The sequence below is a fragment of the Streptococcus oralis subsp. tigurinus genome, from assembly GCF_002093575.1.
GTDB classification, from domain to species: domain Bacteria; phylum Bacillota; class Bacilli; order Lactobacillales; family Streptococcaceae; genus Streptococcus; species Streptococcus oralis_CH.
On the sequence record NZ_LNVH01000003.1, the window covers coordinates 41,447 to 60,523 of the forward strand.

Below are 19,077 nucleotides of genomic sequence, written 5' to 3' on the forward strand. Positions count from 1 at the left end.
TTCGTAAATTTCCTGCATGTTTTTTGAGAAAATATTAGAAAATTTTTCTTCTGGAAAAAGTTTCTGATGTTCTTGTCAACAATTCGATAATATTTATAACCCATCAAAAAAAGAAGGTCTTTTTAGACCTTCTCTTGAATAAATTCTTCCGATTTTTGCTGTAAAAAAATTTCTAGCAATTTTGCTGTTGCGCAAATTGCTATCACGATAACGCTCGAAACAATAAGGTAATTCAAAAGTTGTCCGTGATTCCCAACAAGTGGCGGTCTCGTTAAGAAACCATAATCCCCACTGACAACTAAATTAACAACCCATATCAAAGCGTTCAAGGTGAAGGTAATCACCGCTACATTTTTGAAGTTGAGCAGGGAAGCTTCATAGTTTTTAAACAAGTATAAAAGTGCATTTCCCAAAAGTGCCACATGTCCGATAATGAAGGACAGGATGGTCACGTGTGGAAATGGGTAGGGGTCAAATAGTGGATAAGTCAGAGCCGCTGTTGCCCCAAAGGTTCCTAGAAGGGCAAAGTATTGCTTGTACTTAGAGGTTCCCGGGATCAGGAGCAAGACAAACATGGCTACACGGCAATGATAGAAGGGCAAACTTTCTGATAGGGGCAGATGGTTTCCCCAATACCACCCATACAGAACAATCAGTTGAACAGATTGAAGAATCTGAATAAATCGTTGGTAAGACACTTTATCGCGAAAACGATAAGAAGCGTAGAAAGTAAAGGCCAGTAAACATAACAAACCAATATACCAGTGGAGTTCAAACTGGGGCGGTTCTGATATCTGCGTGGTAAATAATTTATCCCACAAATTCATATTCTATTCCTCGTTCATCTAGCTAGAGGCAGTAAAAAATTCACTTTCCCCAGCTTTTAAATTTTTTGAAAAACTTGATTCCATGCCATGCATAGAATACTTGCGTCTTAAATTCGCAACCTATTATATCATTTGTATTGCAGAAATGCACCTTGCAGATACCCTTTTTTGATTTGTCAACTTCTCTAGCATAAACTAATCAACATATTGGTCTCTTTGTCCTTTATAAACTTGCCAAAGAATCTCCATTTGCTCCTTGGTGATGCGTTTTTCAGATAAGACTGGCAATTGGTCAATGGCAAAAAATTGAAGCTCAGCAATTTCTTGATTCTCTTGAAATTGTCCATCAAGAAGCTGACATTCAAAGACAAACTTTGCATATTGTTTGCTCTGTAGTTGGAAACGATTGGTATCAAAAACTGCAAGTAACCTTTCAGCTTTTGCTGTAAAACCAGTTTCTTCTTCAATTTCTTTAAGAATATTTTCGGTTGGAGAATAGCCAACTTCACCAAAACCACCTGGCAAAGCCCAACTATCCTCTCCTTTTCCTCTAACTAAACAGACTTTTTCATCCTCAATAATCCAAGCGCGGACGTCCATCAGAGGAGTTGCATAAGCGGACGTTGGTTTCAAGACTTCTGCCACTTCTTCTACATCAAGGTCTGATACCTGATTCAACATTTCAGATAACAGACTTCGCAAGTCTTCGTAGCGCTCACGGTCAAACGGATCTTTTGTAAAGGTTAATCCAGTATCTGTAATGGCTAGCATTCTTTGCAGATACTTGGCAAAATCACTTGTATTCATTTTCTAAACTTTCTACCAGCTTGGATAGATTCATGGAGTTAGAGCCTTTGAGCAAGATTTGGTCATTGGCACCGAGGCTTTCCTTAACCTGCTTGACTAGGTCTTCAAATTGATCTTCGCTCGCAGTTTTCTTAAAGTAGAAAACGTGACCGATTGGGAACATTTGACTAGCCAGTTGTGCCAATTCGGCAATGTCTTCTCCATAAAAAATAACAGTATCAAGTACGTCTGGGGAAAGACTTAAAATCATCTGGTTATGGAGTTGAACAGATTGGTCGCCGAGTTCCTTCATATCCGCCAAAACCGCAATTTTCTTGCCACCCTCGTTGGCTGGAATGGCAGAGAATGTCTCCAAAATCAACTTCATAGCAGTTGGATTGGCATTGTAGACATCTGACAGGATATCTGCTCCATTGGCTGCTTTCTTCCACTCAGTACGATTACGGGTCAATTCTAGGTTCTGAAAGGCCTGATGAATCTGTTCCTCCGAAACTCCTTCTTGTAGGGCAACATAAGATGCAATCATAGCATTGGTGGCATTGTACTTACCTGTCACTGGCAAATCGAGGGCTTGTTCCAAGAAATTGGCCTTAAAGGTCAGACTATCCTTGCGTTCGACCAAGTCTGTGATTTCCAGCTCTGCCCCTTGCCCAAAACGGACCACTTTTTTATCTGTAGGCAAGTAGTCCTCTACGATCGAATCAGCTGGTGCTAAGAGCAAGGAATTCGAAGCCATACCATCTGCAATTTGCATTTTCCCTTTAGCAATTTCCGAACGGTCTTTGAAAAAGGCCAAATGGGCCTCCCCAACCAAGGTCACGATGGCTGTCTTTGGATGAGCCAATTCAGACAAGAGATGGATATCTCCCAAGTGATCCTGCCCCATCTCCAAGACCAACTTTTCTGTCCCCTCAGGCATATGGAGAACTGTGTAGGGAAGTCCTATCTCGTTATTGTAGTTGCCTTGTGTTTTGTAGGTTTTGTAGGTTGTTGATAGCAAGTGCGCCAACATATCCTTGGTCGTTGTTTTACCATTTGAACCCGTGACCGCAAAGACATCAACCGCTGTTTTTTCAAGATAGTAGGCTGCGAGAGTTTGAAAGGCAGACAACACGTCGTCTACTAGGATGTAGGGATGATTTGCAACCTCTTTCTCAGACAAGGTTACTGCTGCACCATTTTCAAAAGCTGTTTTGATAAAGTCATGACCATCACGCGCACCTTTGAGTGGCACAAACAAATCTCCCGTCCCAATCAAACGACTGTCAAACTCAGCCTTTTCTAACTGGGCATCCTCAAAGATACTGACATCATTTTTAGCTCCAACAGCTTGGGCAACTTCATGGATTGTTAATTTCATTTCTACTCCTTTAAAAAGGGTTGAAGTCCACGAACTCTAATCACCTTGCAGGCGATGTTCCTGGCTTCTACCCCTCTTTCATTTTTATAGCAAATGCGCTTCGTGCTTATTAAAACTTTCCTTGGCAAGGTCAACCAAATGCTCGATTAGGTCTGGGTAACTGATTCCCATATTGTCCCAAAGTAGTGGGTACATAGACCACTGGGTAAAACCTGGCATGGTATTGAGCTCGTTTAGGAAAACCTCGCCCTTATCTGTATAGAAGAAATCACAACGAGATAGACCAAGGCCACCGATCGCACGGAAGGCAGTTTCTGCATTTTGACGCATGACAGCTACTACATCATCACTAATCTTGGCTGGGATGTCCATTGTAATCTTGTTGTCAATATACTTGGCATCATAGTCGTAGAAAGCAACATCCTTGACCACTTCACCAGGAAGTGTACTCTTGACATCGTAGTTTCCCAAGAGACCAACCTCAATTTCACGAGCATTCACTCCTTGCTCAACCAAGACACGGCTGTCATATTGGAAGGCAAGTTCCAAAGCTTGACGGAGTTCTTCTTGGTTTTCAGACTTAGAAATACCGACACTTGAACCCATGTTTGACGGTTTCGTGAAGACTGGATAAGTCAATTTTTCTTCAACTTCAGCGATTTTAGAAGTCACATCATCCCCTTCGACGATAGCCACATAAGGAACTTGGGCAATCCCTACAGATTCTAAAACTCGCTTGGTCGTGATTTTATCCATGGCAAGGCTTGATGACAAGATATTGCAGCCGACATAGGGCATTTTCAAAACTTCCAAGAATCCTTGAACAGAACCATCTTCTCCCATCGGACCATGAAGGACTGGGAAGACCACTGCACTTTCTTCGTAGATGGCACTTGGCGCTATTTTTTTGTCCCAGTCAATGGTCTCATTTGTCATGAGACGATCCTCTTGACCTGGAGTCTGGCTAAATTCTTGCGTTTTGATAAAGTCACCTGACTGGCTGATAAAGAAAGTCTTGACTGTGAAACGGTCGTAGTTGACCGCACGCATAACACTTTCAGCTGACAATACAGACACTTCACGTTCTGCACTGCGTCCGCCGTATAAAAGAATAATTGTTTGTTTCATATTGTTTGTCCTAATTCTAATAGAATATTCGTTCTTTAGTATATCATATTTGCTTCTTTTTTAAAACTTGAAGCTAATACTGATCTTCAAAAAAACATAAAAAGAGACCGATAAAAACAAAGTCGGCCTCCTTGATTGTTTGTATTGTTTGTATAGATGAATGGAGTTAGTAAATTGGTCTACACTTACAACTCTGTCCGATTTTCAATGGCTCGTAAGAGTGTGACTTCGTCCGCATACTCGATATCTGCTCCCACGGCTAGTCCTCGTGCTAGGCGAGTGACCTTGATGCCAGCTGGCTTGAGGAGACGAGAGAGATACATAGATGTCGCTTCTCCATCTGCTGTCGCATTGGTTGCCACGATCACTTCTGAAACCTCACTATCCATAAGACGGGTCATGAGACTCTTGAGGTTGATATCGTCTGGGCTGATACCATTCATTGGAGAAATGAGGCCGTGCAAGACGTGATAGAGTCCGTGGTATTCTTGGATGTTTTCCATAGCAGCCACATCGCGACTATCCTCTAACACCAAGATCGTTGTCTGGTCTCGAGTCGGGTCCGTACAAATTGAGCAAGGGTCATCATCCGTCAGGCGACCACAGATGGAACAATAGGTCAATTCCCGCTTAGCAGACAGGAGATTTTTGGCAAATTCATTGACATCGTCATCAGACATTCCAATGGTATAGAAGGCTAGGCGGGTAGCCGTTTTGATTCCGATACCTGGTAACTTTGAATAGCTATCAATCAGCTTGGCAATAGGTGTTGGATACAGCATAAGTTCCTTTCTAATTCATTGGATGGTGTTGGTTATAGAGGTTGATAATATCGCGTGCAATGGAAGGTCCGACACCATTTGTCAGATTGGTGTTATGCGGGAATACAACGGCAACAGCGATTTGAGGATTATCTGATGGGGCATAGGCCACCGCGTTGGTATTGTTGGATTCTTGACCACCTGCTACATAACTTTCGGCGGTACCTGTTTTCCCACTAATGGATACAGCTGCACCATTTGAAAAGGCACGACCTGTCGTCAAAGCACTTCCACCGTGAGAAACTTGATAAAATCCTTGTTGAAGGATGGCTACATCAGACTCAGAAATATTAATTTTATTCATTTCCTTGGTATCAACAGTTTGGATCAAGTCCCCTAAGCCGCCTTGTTCGTTATTTCCATAAATCCCCTCGACAATGTGAGGTGCAATCCGAACACCGTTGTTGGCAATGGTTCCAACGTACTGGGCCAATTGCATAGGAGTGTAGTTATCAAACTGACCAAAGGCATTGGTAATGTAATTAGCAAAATTATACTCTTTTGGTATAAAACCAGTTGACTCATCTGGAAGGTCAATGCCTGTTGAGGCTCCAAGACCATATTCCGCAAATGTCGAGCGAAGTTTCCCCATGGCGGATTCTAAATTGTTAGTTAGAACAAACATATTGGGTTGATAGGTCTGACCCATAATGCCCAAAGCCGTTTGAACCATATAGGCATTAGAAGAATACTCTAAAGCCTCAACTGCTGTGATAGGGAAAGAGCTATAGGACAAGGTGTACCATGAATTGATAGGGGCCGAACCTTGGAAAACAATCGGCTGGTCTGTCAAGGTTTGATTACCTGACAAGACTCCATTTTCCCAACCAGAGCTGATGGTCGCTGCCTTAACAACAGATCCTGGCACAAAGACATTGGTTATCGTTCCAAGCGAATCTGAACTTAATTTCCCGGATTCGACATCATGCTTGACACCTGACATCGCCAAAACTGCACCGGTTTTAGGATTGAGGGCTACGGCGTAGACTCCTTCAGAGTATTTGGCTCCACCATTACCCAACTCTGAGTTGAAGTAGCTCTTGAGTAGGTCGTCCACACCATTCTGGAAAGCTAGGTCAACCGTTAACTTGATATTGTTTCCTTTGCTTCCTTCTTCAACATTTTCCACACTTTCCATATTTCCGTGTTTGTCGAGGTGGATTTCTTTGACGGAGCGTTTGCCTTGAAGAACATCTTCATATTGCTTTTCAAGATAGGAAGTTCCCACTCGGTCATTGAGAGAATAGCCTTTTTTGAGATAAGCATCAACTTCCTCTGCTGGAAGTCCTGACTTCTCATTTGAAACACTACCGACGATCGTCGATAAAGAAGTGTCCAAGACTTTACGATCCCATGAGGTTGAAATGCTGATGCCCGGTAATTCCTTGGACGCTGATGCAACGAGAGCAACTTGGGTATCATCTAAGGCATCCGTAGAAATAGTTCCTGTCGCAAAATTTTCAACAGCATTGAGCTGACTAAAGAGATAGATTTCCTTTTTCTGGTCATCTGTATAATTGAGCTGACTCACGTCAATACTTTCAACCGCATTATTGTAAAGTGTCGCTTCCGATAAACGGTTCCCATCTGAATCCAGGCGTTTATCGCTTGGCAAGGATTCGACTGTTTTTTTGTAAATATCCTGATCCGCCAAGTAGTAATCTGCAATCTGTCGATCTGTCAGATCAGGGGAGGTTACATTTACATATGTGAGGAGTTTCTTGGCTGTCTCCTTCAATTCAGCTGCCGTCATTTTATTGTTTCGTGTGAAAGAAACAACTTGCTTAACAGTATTTTCCACCAAGGGTTTCCCTGTCGCATCATAGATCTGTCCACGAGCTGAACTGGTTGTTACCCTTGTTTGGCTGGCTGAGGCCAATTTTGTTTCATAGAAATCTTTATTGAGCACCTGCATGTATAACAAACGACCAATAATGGCCATAAAGAGCAGGATGACAATCGCAAATAATAAATTAAGCCGAATCGGAATCGAATGGCTATTAAATTTTCTCATACAACTAAGACTCTTTTCTAGAAAAATTCCCGATTTCCACCTTTATTTCCCCTAAAATAACAGAGCAAACAGGTGAAGCTCAGTACATTTCATTGTACCATATTTTACGGAGAAACTCTTGGAAAAGTCGAAGCATTTTTTGACTTTTAACTGAAAATGCCTTTTTATTTGGTTATCCTATTTTCTATGATATAATGATAGTAATAGTTAGGAAAGCGTTAACCTTTAAGACTTTGACTCATAAAAAGGAGCCTCATGAACAAGCCAGATATCGCAACCATAATCGACCTCCATTTTGAAGAATTAACCGAGCTCGAGCAAGAAATCGCTCGCTATTTTTTGCAAGCTGAAACGATCCAAGATGATCTCTCTTCTCAGCAAGTTACCCAGAAATTACATATCTCCCAAGCAGCCTTGACCCGCTTTTCCAAAAAGTGTGGTTTTACAGGCTACCGAGAGTTCGTCTTTCAATACCAGCACCAGGCTAGTAAACCGGACACTCATTCGCACAAACACAGTCCCTTGACCAAACGTGTTTTGCGAAGCTACAGTATCATGCGAGAACAAACGCAGGATTTGATTGACGAAGAACAACTGGAACGAGTCGCCCAGTTAATCGAAGATGCTGAGCGTGTCTACTTCTTTGGAACAGGCAGTTCCGGTCTTGTCGCTCGTGAAATGAAATTGCGTTTCATGCGTCTGGGTGTGGTCTGTGAAGCCTTAACCGATCAGGACGGCTTTGCATGGACGACCAGCATCATGGATGAAAATTGTCTAGTACTCGGTTTCTCACTTTCTGGTACAACTCCTTCTATTTTAGACAGTCTATTAGACGCAAAAGAGATGGGGGCCAAGACCATCCTCTTTACCAGCGCTCCAAACAAAAATAGTCAGGCCTATACAGAAACCGTTCTTGTTGCCAGCCACAGCCAGCCTTCCTACATTCAACGGATATCCGCTCAACTCCCCATGCTCTTCCTTATAGATTTGGTTTATGCCTACTTTTTGGAAATCAATCGTGAAAGCAAGGAAAAAATCTTTAACAGCTATTGGGAAAATAAAAAACTCAATGGCTATCGTAGACAAAAACGCGTTAGAAAATCCTAGTTTGGTTAAGCCAAACTAGGATTGTTTTGTTTTAAAATGATAATAGGCACCGAGCATCCCTGCTGTATTTTGGTGATGGGCAAATTCTAATCTCGTCTTATCAGCTAGACTTGGCACCAAGGCATCTTTTAAGGCTGTGCGGATCTTTGGCTTGAGAATAGCCTCTTGCCCCATGATGCCACCACCGAGAATGATCACTTCTGGATTGGCAACGTAGCAAATATTTGCCAGACCTTTTCCTAAATAGTCTACCATGCGGTCAATGCCAGCCATACAAATCTTGTTTCCTTCAGTAGCTTCCTTGAAAATGCGCCGCCCATTCCACTGATCAACTGGATCACCGTGAGCTGCTGCCACATATTCTACCAAAGCTGTCGTAGAAGCCAAGTCTTGGAAAGCTCCATCCTGCATATGCATATAACCGACTTCGCAGGCTGAATTACTAAATCCATGGAAGACTTTCCCATCCATAATCAAGCAACCACCGATACCTGTTCCAATGGTCAAGCAAAGAGTGACACTCGCTCCCTTGCCTGAACCAGAAACTGCTTCAGCAAGACCTGCACAGTTAACATCATTTTCAATTTCACAAGGAATCGCAAAGCTCGTCTCAATTTCCTTCTTGAACTGGGTCCCTGCATAGTTGGGAATCTGAGGTCCAGCGTAGAAAATTTCCCCCTTATCAGGATCCACCATTCCCGCCGAAGAAATGGCAACACCTGCTACTGGGCCTTTTTCTAAATAGCTAGCTACGATATCTTTTGTCTTTTGTAAGATATGGGGTCCACCCTTATGCGCCTCGGTTGGCATTTCATGCGATTCAACAAGTTGGCCTTCTTGGTCAATCAAGCCATATTTGATATTGGTTCCACCGATATCAATTGCAACGTAGTGTGTCATAAATACCTCCTTATGGATTAGAGGAAGCGCTCCTTGGTTTCACGAATCAAGGCTGCAGCTGCTTCTACAACTGGGCGATCTTCTTCAGTCACTGGTGTCAATGGTGAACGAACAGAACCAATATTCAAGCCTTCATTAATCTTCAAGACTTCTTTGATCACACCGTACATATTTCCATGTGCAGAAGTGAGTTTGCCAATGATTGCGTTGATAGCGTACTGCAATTCACGCGCTGTTTCCAAGTCTTTCTCAGCAATCAACTGATTGAGTTTCAAGAAGAGTTCTGGCATAGCACCATAAGTACCACCGATACCAGCCTTAGCACCCATGAGACGGCCACCTAGGAACTGTTCATCTGGACCATTAAAGACGATGTGGTCTTCTCCACCAAGGCTGACAAAGGTTTGGATATCTTGAACTGGCATAGAAGAGTTCTTAACACCGATAACACGTGGATTCTTCAACATTTCAGTGTAAAGACTTGGAGTCAAAGCAACACCTGCCAATTGAGGAATGTTATAAATCACGTAGTCTGTGTTTGGAGCTGCAGCACTGATATCATTCCAGTATTTGGCAACTGAGTACTCAGGCAAGCGGAAGTAAATCGGTGGAATCGTTGCAATAGCATCTACTCCCAAGCTTTCTGCGTGGCGAGCAAGTTCCATACTGTCTTTGGTATTGTTGCAAGCAACGTGAGCAATGATGGTCAATTTCCCTTTAGCAACTGCCATGACTTCTTCCAAAATCAACTTGCGGTCTGCCACACTTTGGTAGATACATTCACCAGAAGAACCATTGACATAGAGACCTTGAACACCCTTATCAATAAAGTATTGAACCAAGGCACGCGTACGCTCTGGACTGACTTCTCCTTGATCATCATAACATGCGTAGAAGGCTGGAATGACACCTTCGTATTTTTTCAAATCTGACATAGATTTTCTCCTAAGATTTCTTTTTTTCTGCTGAGAGCAGTTCTATTTTTTACAAGTTTAGTATACACCTTGTGAAAATCGCTTTCAATATCTTGTATACACTTAGATTTTAGTTTCTACTTGTATTTTAGAAACTGTAACGATTGAAAGTAGTTTCAGAAACAAGCCATCCTACTGATATTTGGCAAAAATTTTCTCCATCAAACCTGCTTGGAGAAAGACTAGCAAACCAAAGCCAAAGAGGATAAAGGCTGACCCACCCAAAAGGAGAGTGAAGGCGGATAGATAAAGAACCATCACTATGAGAAAGAGAATGGCTAACATGAGGAAAAACCATGGAAAGTTAAAACTTGCCAAGATAAGCCCTTTTTGCAGCACTTCTTTCCAAGACAAATCATAGCGCGCAGCGATGGGATAGCTAGCCAGCATCACGAGAGTGAGGAAAATGAGAATCCCCAAACAAATAGCTTTCACAACCTGGAAAGGCAAAGCTGTCTGACCCCAGAAGAGATAGAGATCTAGAAGGCTTAATGACACAATGCCTAACTCCAGCAAACCTAACTGGAAACCCAGTTTCAGATTTTGCTTGAAGGCTCTTAGATAAGTTCTAAAGACTGGTACCCGTCTGCTTCTCTTAATCTCAAACATGGTCTCGTAAAGGCTGATTTTCGCCACTCCAATCGTCACAATGGGCAAACAAGAGACGACAAAAAGAAGATTGACTGTGACGATATCCAAGACCTTCTCACTGAAACGCATGAGAAAATTATCTGTATCAAATGCTGCCTTGATAAGGCTTACTCCTTTTTGTGCCATGTTTACTCCTCCTGATTCTTTTAATCAATCAAAATTTTAAAGAGATACTTGCGAACTTTTTCTTCCATCCCTGCGTAGCCATTTGGCTGGTGAGGTTCTCCTGGGAAGAAAATCGCAAAATTGTGGTAGCCCAACAAGAGTGGGTATTTTTCATGACAATGGACAAAGCCAATGTCGCTCACTTCGTCGAATGCTACTGCCTCATCTTTGATACGTGAACCGTAGCTCGAATATTCATGTCCTTCTACCAGCAGATGCAAGTCTGCATAGTTCTTATGATGCTCAAATTGATCATTTTCAGCTTGATTGAGGACATTTTCCTGAACAACTAGAAAGACCTTGTCCCCGTCAATCTCATACTTACCGAGTTCGAAAGAATCCTTACGGTGCTGATAGAGATAGTCGATAGCCTTGTCTAGATTGGGATGAATCCCTTTGTAAAAGGCGATGTTTTTCAAATCGTCAAAAATCATACTGTTTCCTTCGTTTCTGATAGTTAACTAAAATCATAAATTAAGTTGATAAGTGTCTGACAAAACTTCACGAAGTAACTGCATACTCTCCATTTTGTAGACACTTATAACTCTGTATTCTCTTATACTCAATGAAAATCGAAGAACAAACTAGGAAGCTAACCGCAGGCAATACTTAAGTATGGCAAGGTGATGCTGACGTAGTTTGAATTCGATTTTCGCAGAGTATTATCCTTTAACAGCTCCCATAGTAATCCCTTGAGTGAAGGATTTTTGGAAGACAAGGAAGACGGTTACGATTGGTACGGCTGCAAGAGCTGCACCAGCCATGATCAAACCATAGTTGGTTGCCATTTCGGCCTGCATGGTCGCAACCCCGAGTGAGATGGTCAAGTTTTGACGTGAAGTCAACATAACCAACTGCATGAAGTAGTCGTTCCAAGTATTGATGAAGGTAAAGATTGCAAGGGCTGCAAATCCTGGCTTCACAATAGGGAAGGCTACGCTCCAGAAGGTACGAATCTCACCACAACCGTCGATTTTAGCTGATTCAAGCAATTCTGTAGGGATGTTTTCACTGAATTGTTTCATAAGGAAAACCCCGAATGGCCATCCGATCAAAGGCAAAATCACTGCCCAAAGAGTATCGTGAATTCCCATGAAGTTGACGATACGTACCAATGGTACAAGGACAACTTGTTTTGGAAGAGCCATGGCAGCGATAAAGACTGCAAAGAGGATGCGTTGACCATAGAAACGTTTCTTAGCCAAGACATAACCTGCTAGAGAAGAGGTTGCACAGACTAGGAACATGGTTACCAGTGAGATAAATACAGAGTTCCACATCCACTGCATAGCAGGGTTTTGCACCATGAGTTGTTGGAAATTCTCCATGGTTGGCATTTTAGGGAACCACTGTGGCGGAATCATAATGGTGTCAGGTTGTGATTTGAAGGCCCCTGTCAAGATCCAGTAGAATGGAAAGATGAACAGTACGGTCAACAAGAGCAAGATAATCGTTGAAATAACAGTAAAAGCTGTTAAAGGTTTCTTTTGTGTAGGTTGCATAACTGTCTCCTTTCTTTAGTATTCTACGTCGTTTCCGAGGATCTTGAATTGAGCAAAGCTGACAATGGCAATCATCACTGCCAAGAAGACACCGATGGTATTTGCATAGCCGTATTCTGTCAATTGGAAGGCTTTTTCGTAAAGGTAGTACATCAAGGTACTTGTTGAATAGTTTGGACCACCAGAAGTCAACAACTGAATCAAGGCGAAACATTGGAAAGAATTGATGGTTGTAATAATCGCGATGTAAAGAGTTGTTGGAAGGAGGCTAGGCCATTTGATCTTCCAGAAGACTTGGAACTCAGTCGCACCGTCTACACGCGCTGCTTCAACAAGTGAGTTGTCAATATTCCCCATGGCAGCGATATAAAGAATAATCGGTTGACCAACAGATGTTGTCAAAAGGATGATCATAATCGCTAGCAAAGCCCAGTTTTTGTCACCCAGCCAAGAAATATTTTGGCTGATGATATGGCTTGACTTAAGGACAAAGTTTAGAATCCCTGATAGTGGGTCATAGATCCATTTCCATACAACCGTTACGGCAACACTACCTGTAACTACAGGAAGGAAGAAGACGAAACGATAGAAAGAACGGGCAATGGCATTTTGATGATAGGTTTGAGATGCTACAAAGAGCGAGAAGAGAACCACAATCGGAACAGATCCAATAACCAGAATAACAGTATTGATCAAAGACTTCATAAAGACAGGGTCTTTAAACATGCGAATGTAGTTGTCCAAGCCCACAAACTCAAATTTAGTCATGGAGTAGTTAAAGAAACTTGTAATGAATCCCATAATCATAGGAGCCAAGACAAAGATGACAAAGAAGAATAACACTGGTGCTAGGAAAGCATAGGAAATCACTGTTTCCCGCATACGAATTTTATTGACTTTCACAGTCGGCACCTCTCTTTCAAATAGAATAGTTTTTAATTTTCTTGAACTGTTTTAAAACCAAAATGAAATTTTTTAAGATTCGCTTATGTAAGAACTTCATTTTAATTTCGTGACAGTTCCTACCATTTCAAACAAAAGTCCCCCTTTTCTTACACCATAGTGCACAGGGAAAAGGGGGGAATCAATCTGACTTAGTGCTTATTGTTTTGTAGCTTTTTTGATTGTTTCGTTAGCTTTTTCAGTGAAGGCTTTCAAAGCATCCGCTGGTTTTTCGTCACCATTTGACACAGATTGCAACATTGGGAACCAAAGTGTTCTCATTTCAGCAAAACCGTCAATTGTGTTGTAGTAAGGTGAGTAGTATTTAGTCCAGCCACTGATTGTTTCCATACGTTTGTCTTCATAAAGTTTGCCAAATGAAGTACGAACTGGGAAGGCACCTGTACGAACTACGTCTTTAGGACCCCATTCTTTGTCATCTGCGATGAATTGAACGAATTTCTTAGCAGCTGCGATTTTCTTATCGTCTTTGTTGTTAAATACTGCAAATCCGTTTACAAGGTATTCAAGAGATGGTTTACCAGAGTCTGATGGGAATGGTACTTCTACCACATCTACCTTACTTGCCTCCAATAGTTTCGCTTGGATACCGTTTTGAGCTGGTGCCCAAAGGATTGTGTATGAAGTTTGACCGTTCGCAAAGTTTTGGATGTCTGCTCCACCGTCAAATTGTGAACCGTTGTTCAATAAACCGTCTTTGATCCAGCTAGCAGCTTTTTCAAGACCTTTGACGAATTTAGGATCGTCTGTTGTATATTTGGTTACGTCTTTGTCTGTTACAGAACCGCCATAAAGGTTTGCGATGAAGGCACGTGTTCCTTGGTCTCCCCCTTGACCAGAACTGAACAATGAACCTGGAGTGTAGCCTTTATCTTTAAGCGCTTTCAAAACTTTTTCAAAATCATCAGTTGTCCAACCTTCTTTTACAAGGTTTGCAACTCCAGCATCTTCCAACATTTTCTTGTTCATAGCCATGTAGAATGGAGCTGAACTGATTGGATACATGTAAGCTTTATCTCCAGCCTTACTTGCTTGTACGATGTTTTCGTTGTTGACATCTTTGACGAATTCGTCTGTGAAGAGGTCGTTCAACTCAGCCAATTTACCATTTTTACCGTATTGGATGATACGTCCTGGTGCGTCAAAGAGTACGTCTGGCGCTGTTCCTGCTTCGATGGCTGTCGTGATCTTTTCAGGTCCTGACTTGAAGTCGATGGTTTCCAATTTCACTTTTACATCTGGATTTGCTTTTTCAAACGCTTCGATGATTGATTTTTCATAAGTTCCAACACCGTCACCAGTTTTTTCTTGTGTGAAGACTGGGAATGCCCACCAAGTGATTTCTGTTTTTCCGCTATCGCTACCAGAATTTCCAGCATCTTTACTTCCACCAGAGTTACCACAAGCAGCAAGGCCAAGAATCGCAGCACCCGCAAGTACTGTACAAGCTAGTTTTCTAAATTTCATTTGTATTCTCCTAATTGATAAGCGTATCCATATTGGATAATGAGTTCTTTATATTTGTATACGTTTTCATTTTGTCCGACGCATCGACCACTCTCCTCTTTTTTGAGATTGTGTTATTTAAGACCGGCAACAAAGCGTTCCGTAATCTCTTTTGGTCTAGTAATCGCTCCACCAACAACGATACCTCGCACCCCATATTCAAGGATTTGCTTAGCTTGTTCTGGTGTATGAATTTTCCCTTCAGCGATGACATCCACCCCTGCTTCACACAGTTTTTTGATCAGTTCAAAGTCTGGACCATCTACTTTGGGACTATAAGAGGTATAACCTGATAAGGTTGTTCCAACAAAATCAACACCTGCTTCAACCGCTTCTATTCCCTCTTCAAAGGTACTGGTATCAGCCATTAAGAGTTGATGCGGATATTTTTCTTTGACTTGTCGGATAAAGTCCTGAATTTCCAAACCGTCGTAACGTTCACGTTTGGTACAATCCAGAGCAATGACCTCAATGTCGAGTTCAGCCAGTTCATCCACTTCTTTCATTGTAGCAGTGATGAAGGGTTCTTGTGGCGGATAGTCACGTTTGATAATCCCGATAATCGGGAGTTTCGTAACCTCCTTGATCTCCTTGATATCGCGAACACTGTTTGCTCGGATACCGACTGCTCCACCTTGCTCAGCCGCTTTGACTAGCAAGGGAATGACTCCTCCCGCCTCTGTATAAAGCGGTTCGTGAGGAAGTGCCTGGCAAGAGACAATGATTCCATCTTTGATTTGTTCAATCAAGGCTTCTTTGCTGATCTGTGGCATCCTCTTTCCTCCCTTTCTTGTTCTTATGGGCTTATTATATATCATTTGTTAAGCGCTTTCAATAGCTTGTAGTAGAATAGATTTCAGTTTCAAAACTATTTTATAGAACAGACTATCCTGAAAGTAGTTTCAGACCTCTTATGATTTCGAATCAACCTAAATTTAATAAAGAAAGATAGCAGGCTGAAAAACCTGCTATCTCTTCTGAGAGTTACTCAAATAGCTCTTGCTTATTATTCTTTTCTCTTTTTTCCAAATGCAAAGAGTGATAAGAGGACGCCCGCAAGGCCAAGGGAAATTAGTGAGTTTGTATCCTTGCTTCCCGTATTTGGAAGTTCATCTTGTTTAGCTGCTGGCGCTTGATAGGTCACATCTTGGCCTAGAGACAGTTTGTTGTCTGCAGCTGCTAATACTAGATTGGTGTCTCCCTTGTACTCTGGCACTTCAAGGACTGCTGCCTCAGCACCATTGACACCACCCTTATACTCTGGCAGGTCATTTGAAGCTGCCAAGACAAAGTTAGCACCTCCTCTATATTCCGGAAGCTCGTTTGAGGCTGCTAGAACTGCATTGACACCACCTTTAAACTCTGTCAGTTCATGGACTGCTGCCTCAACAGCGTTGACTCCACCCGTAAACTCTGGTTTTTCTACTGTTGGTGCTGGTTCTTCACCTACTGTTGCCAATGGTCCAGTGTACTCTGGTATCTCAGCTACAGCGGCTTCTTCCGCATTAACGCCTCCTGTGAACTCTGGAACCTCATGGATAGCAGCTTCACTGCCATTAATACCATCGCTTAGTTTAGAGCCAGCTAAAGAAACTGGTAAATTGTGCATGCTTTCAATTGCACCCTCAGCTAGACCTGTAATTCTTTGGCCCATATCCTCTGGATCTATTGTGAATAGGAGAGTTTTTGTATCGTACTGGGTCATAAAGGTTGCTGTCTTGCCATTTGCCAATTGAAGAGTCGGAGCCTTATTGACCAATACTTCCGAATCGAACTCCATGGCAATGATACCTGGCCATTTTTGGATAGCATATTTTACTTTTGCTTCTTTAGGAGAAATTCTTTCCTTGGTCAAGAAATCCCAGTTGAATTTCTTGAAGGAAAGTGTGTATGGAACACCTCCAGGAGCATAGTGTTCGTATAAAAGTCCAAATTCATCTGGCCCGATTTGTTGAAGTGAGTTATAAGCATACTCACCTTCTTGAATCAAATGGTGGTGCAACCAAGTTAACTGACCATCTTCTTCTACACGAGCCACTCGAATATAACCATTTTTACGACCAGGACCATTTGCATTTGCTAATAGAATATACTCTTTGCCATTTTGAACCGTGTGAGTCGCAGCCATTTGAACATAAACGTCTGGCACATCGTAGCGTTCAACGTTATTGTCCCAAGTTAGACCACCATCATGACTGGTTGCAACCTGTAGATCTTCTGTCAACCCACGCATAAAGAGTTTGAGGTCCCCATTGTTTAACTGAACAACTGAAGCTTCCGTATTTTGAGCATAATAATTGCTCATGGTACTTGAATCGACTACTGTACCATCATAAAGTGTACGATTGTCGTTGACACCACCACCCATATGCCAAGTCTTACCATGGTCGTCTGAGTAGATGATTCGAGATGATTGAGAACCATTGAGGTGGTTAGCTCGGTTAGTCGTATAGACAGGAATGACGATTCGACCTTTATGTGGTCCGGTACGAAGGGTAATCCCCACTCCAGGACCTACTCCTAGGAATTTCATCCAATCGGCTTTGACCATCGGAGTAATATCTTGAGGCGCTGACCAGGTCTTCCCGTCATCATCACTATAAGACATCCATAGATAGCTATCCTTCGCAATTCTAAATGGAGAAGTTTTGTTTGTTGTGAAGTAAATATTGCCTAGTAGCTGATCACCCTTGTATAGATCACCCTTGTCGCTATAGGCCGGTTTAACAGGATCTACAACAACGCGGTAGTCTGTTGCTTTACCATCTGGAGTGTAAACTGTACCATTTTCTCGAATAGTATAAGCTTCCTGTTCACCTTCTCGATAGAGGAGTTGATAGGTTTTACCATTGATTTCTTTGTAGGCTTCTTCTTTTTGCGAAGACATTCCAAAGATCCCTTTTCCTTCTGGGAACATGTCATAAATGGCAAAGATGCGTTTGGTTTCAGGATCTTGAGTCAAGGTCATATCAATATTCACTGGTGAACCAATTGATGAGTCAGAAGCTCTTGGATTGTCACGTAAGTTGGTAATGGTTACTCGATCTCCCCAAGTTTTACCATTATCTTCACTGCGTCTAATGACCATGCCGATATCACCCCAGTCACTCGAATGGAGACGACGTTCATCTGCACCTGCAATCAGCGTTCCTTTATCTGTCTTGAGAAGAGCAGGAATACGATAACTCTTGATGCCATCTTTATTTGGTTGGTTGTTCATTCCACCTTCAAAGACGTCTTCTTTCTCTGAGATTTTCGCTCCCTCAGGAAGTTTCTTTTCTAAATCACCTCTTTCAAATAGTTGACTTCTTGTCTGAACTTCATCTGGGCTTAAAGCACGATCATAAACAGTTAGGTTTCGCACTTGTAGGTTTGATGCCCAAACTGTTTTATTGCCCCGTTTGGTTGCTCCAAGTTGAACTTGATTAACATCTGGCATATCTTTAATGAAATTCCCAGATTTTAGACTTGTTCGAGATAAGACACCGTTCACATAGAGACGAACTCGACCATGAGGTAACTCCGTTGTCGGTTGTTCGACAGTAAAGGTCACGGAATTCCATTGTCCAGGGCGAACTTTCAAAGGAGCATCTGTATACTTATCATAGAACTGCTCCCCGTTAGCGCCACGCCCTTCAATAAGAGCTGTATTATCAAGGACCGACATAGTAAAGTACTCATTTTCCTTGGTGTCACTGGATACAGAGAAGAGATTGTAAAAGCGTGGAGCTGATGCATCTGGTTTGAACTCCATGTGAACTGTAGCATTTTTAAGTTGCTTTAGTTTGTCTAGTTCACTTGATAAATCAACTCTCTGACCATTTGCTGCATTGGTTTCAACATCTTCTTTTTCAAGGACAGGATTAGCATTTTTTAAATCTCTTGAGTAATAGTCACGAGGAAGCGCTCCTTGATCCTCTGATTCCTCTTCCTTATTTGTTTCTTCTGCAGGAGTTTCCGTAGAGGATGGGGTTTCTGATTCTGCACTCTCATTTTTTTTCAAATGGTCTTGGTCCACCTCAACGCCGTTGTCTTGAGCTGCTGCCAATTTACCAGCCAAATCCTTATCCAAATGAGCAAGATCTCCCGAGGACGCTTCTTTTGGCAATTTTGATAAACCTTGACTAGGTTCGACAGTTTCTGTATTGGCCCCTGCTGCATTGGCTTGCTCTTGAGCTAAGACTGGATTTGCTCCAAATACCACTGTACCAATCACTACAGATGCCGCCCCAACTGCAAATTTTCGAATTCCGTATCGCTGTTTCCGATCTAAAGATTTGTAATTCATGTTTGTCCTTTCATTTTTCATAAAATAAAGCGCTTTCTTTTTTCTTTAAAAATTTTTATTGTCT

At 42.1% G+C, this 19,077-nt stretch carries 16 protein-coding genes; 1 reads left to right on the forward strand and 15 read right to left on the reverse strand.

Going from position 1 to position 19,077, the window contains the following annotated elements:
* Positions 1–122: 122 nt before the first annotated feature.
* The 6 genes from ATE37_RS04165 to pbp2b all read right to left on the reverse strand — a co-directional run bounded on the left by ATE37_RS04165 (position 123) and on the right by pbp2b (position 6,957).
* Entirely contained in the window at positions 123–827 is a 705-nt protein-coding gene (locus tag ATE37_RS04165) for a YwaF family protein (RefSeq protein WP_084867993.1), read from the reverse strand.
* A gap of 195 nt (positions 828–1,022) precedes the next feature.
* Positions 1,023–1,634 carry an NUDIX hydrolase N-terminal domain-containing protein gene (locus tag ATE37_RS04170; protein WP_084867995.1) on the reverse strand — a complete coding sequence of 204 codons (612 nt, stop codon included), beginning with the start codon at positions 1,632–1,634 and terminating at the stop codon, positions 1,023–1,025.
* Positions 1,621–2,994 carry a UDP-N-acetylmuramoyl-tripeptide--D-alanyl-D-alanine ligase gene (locus ATE37_RS04175; protein WP_084867997.1) on the reverse strand — a complete coding sequence of 458 codons (1,374 nt, stop codon included), beginning with the start codon at positions 2,992–2,994 and terminating at the stop codon, positions 1,621–1,623. Before ATE37_RS04175 ends, ATE37_RS04170 begins: the two co-directional genes overlap by 14 nt.
* A gap of 84 nt (positions 2,995–3,078) precedes the next feature.
* Positions 3,079–4,122 carry a D-alanine--D-alanine ligase gene (locus ATE37_RS04180; protein ID WP_084867998.1) on the reverse strand — a complete coding sequence of 348 codons (1,044 nt, stop codon included), beginning with the start codon at positions 4,120–4,122 and terminating at the stop codon, positions 3,079–3,081.
* Positions 4,123–4,307: 185 nt separating this feature from the next.
* Positions 4,308–4,904, reverse strand: coding sequence for a recombination mediator RecR (gene recR / locus ATE37_RS04185; RefSeq protein ID WP_000966754.1), 597 nt, complete (start codon positions 4,902–4,904; stop codon positions 4,308–4,310).
* 10 nt (positions 4,905–4,914) lie between these two features.
* Positions 4,915–6,957 carry a penicillin-binding protein PBP2B gene (pbp2b, locus tag ATE37_RS04190; RefSeq protein WP_084868000.1) on the reverse strand — a complete coding sequence of 681 codons (2,043 nt, stop codon included), beginning with the start codon at positions 6,955–6,957 and terminating at the stop codon, positions 4,915–4,917.
* A 255-nt stretch (positions 6,958–7,212) separates the two neighbouring features.
* On the opposite strand from pbp2b, the gene ATE37_RS04195 reads away from it, so the two are divergent.
* Positions 7,213–8,064, forward strand: coding sequence for a MurR/RpiR family transcriptional regulator (locus ATE37_RS04195; RefSeq protein WP_084868002.1), 852 nt, complete (start codon positions 7,213–7,215; stop codon positions 8,062–8,064).
* A gap of 15 nt (positions 8,065–8,079) precedes the next feature.
* Here the strand turns inward: ATE37_RS04195 and ATE37_RS04200 are convergent, their stop codons facing one another.
* The 9 genes from ATE37_RS04200 to ATE37_RS04240 all read right to left on the reverse strand — a co-directional run bounded on the left by ATE37_RS04200 (position 8,080) and on the right by ATE37_RS04240 (position 19,013).
* Positions 8,080–8,964: an ROK family protein gene (locus ATE37_RS04200; protein WP_084868004.1), complete on the reverse strand. Its 885-nt coding sequence runs from the start codon at positions 8,962–8,964 to the stop codon at positions 8,080–8,082.
* A 17-nt stretch (positions 8,965–8,981) separates the two neighbouring features.
* Positions 8,982–9,899, reverse strand: coding sequence for a dihydrodipicolinate synthase family protein (locus tag ATE37_RS04205; RefSeq protein ID WP_084868005.1), 918 nt, complete (start codon positions 9,897–9,899; stop codon positions 8,982–8,984).
* Between the two features lie 171 nt (positions 9,900–10,070).
* On the reverse strand, positions 10,071–10,715 hold the full coding sequence (locus tag ATE37_RS04210) for a YesL family protein (protein ID WP_084868007.1): 645 nt from the start codon (positions 10,713–10,715) through the stop codon (positions 10,071–10,073).
* A gap of 20 nt (positions 10,716–10,735) precedes the next feature.
* The gene (locus ATE37_RS04215; RefSeq protein ID WP_084868009.1) at positions 10,736–11,188 is read right to left on the reverse strand and encodes a NanQ anomerase/TabA/YiaL family protein; all 453 of its coding nucleotides are present in this window, start codon (positions 11,186–11,188) and stop codon (positions 10,736–10,738) included.
* A gap of 228 nt (positions 11,189–11,416) precedes the next feature.
* Positions 11,417–12,256 (reverse strand): carbohydrate ABC transporter permease, encoded by an 840-nt coding sequence (locus tag ATE37_RS04220; protein WP_001183243.1) that lies wholly within the window; start codon positions 12,254–12,256, stop codon positions 11,417–11,419.
* A gap of 15 nt (positions 12,257–12,271) precedes the next feature.
* Positions 12,272–13,138 (reverse strand): carbohydrate ABC transporter permease, encoded by an 867-nt coding sequence (locus tag ATE37_RS04225; RefSeq protein WP_161800156.1) that lies wholly within the window; start codon positions 13,136–13,138, stop codon positions 12,272–12,274.
* A gap of 219 nt (positions 13,139–13,357) precedes the next feature.
* Entirely contained in the window at positions 13,358–14,686 is a 1,329-nt protein-coding gene (locus tag ATE37_RS04230; RefSeq protein WP_007517111.1) for an ABC transporter substrate-binding protein, read from the reverse strand.
* A gap of 113 nt (positions 14,687–14,799) precedes the next feature.
* Entirely contained in the window at positions 14,800–15,498 is a 699-nt protein-coding gene (locus tag ATE37_RS04235) for an N-acetylmannosamine-6-phosphate 2-epimerase (protein ID WP_084868011.1), read from the reverse strand.
* Positions 15,499–15,731: 233 nt separating this feature from the next.
* The gene (locus tag ATE37_RS04240) at positions 15,732–19,013 is read right to left on the reverse strand and encodes an SIALI-17 repeat-containing surface protein (protein ID WP_084868142.1); all 3,282 of its coding nucleotides are present in this window, start codon (positions 19,011–19,013) and stop codon (positions 15,732–15,734) included.
* Positions 19,014–19,077 lie beyond the last annotated feature (64 nt).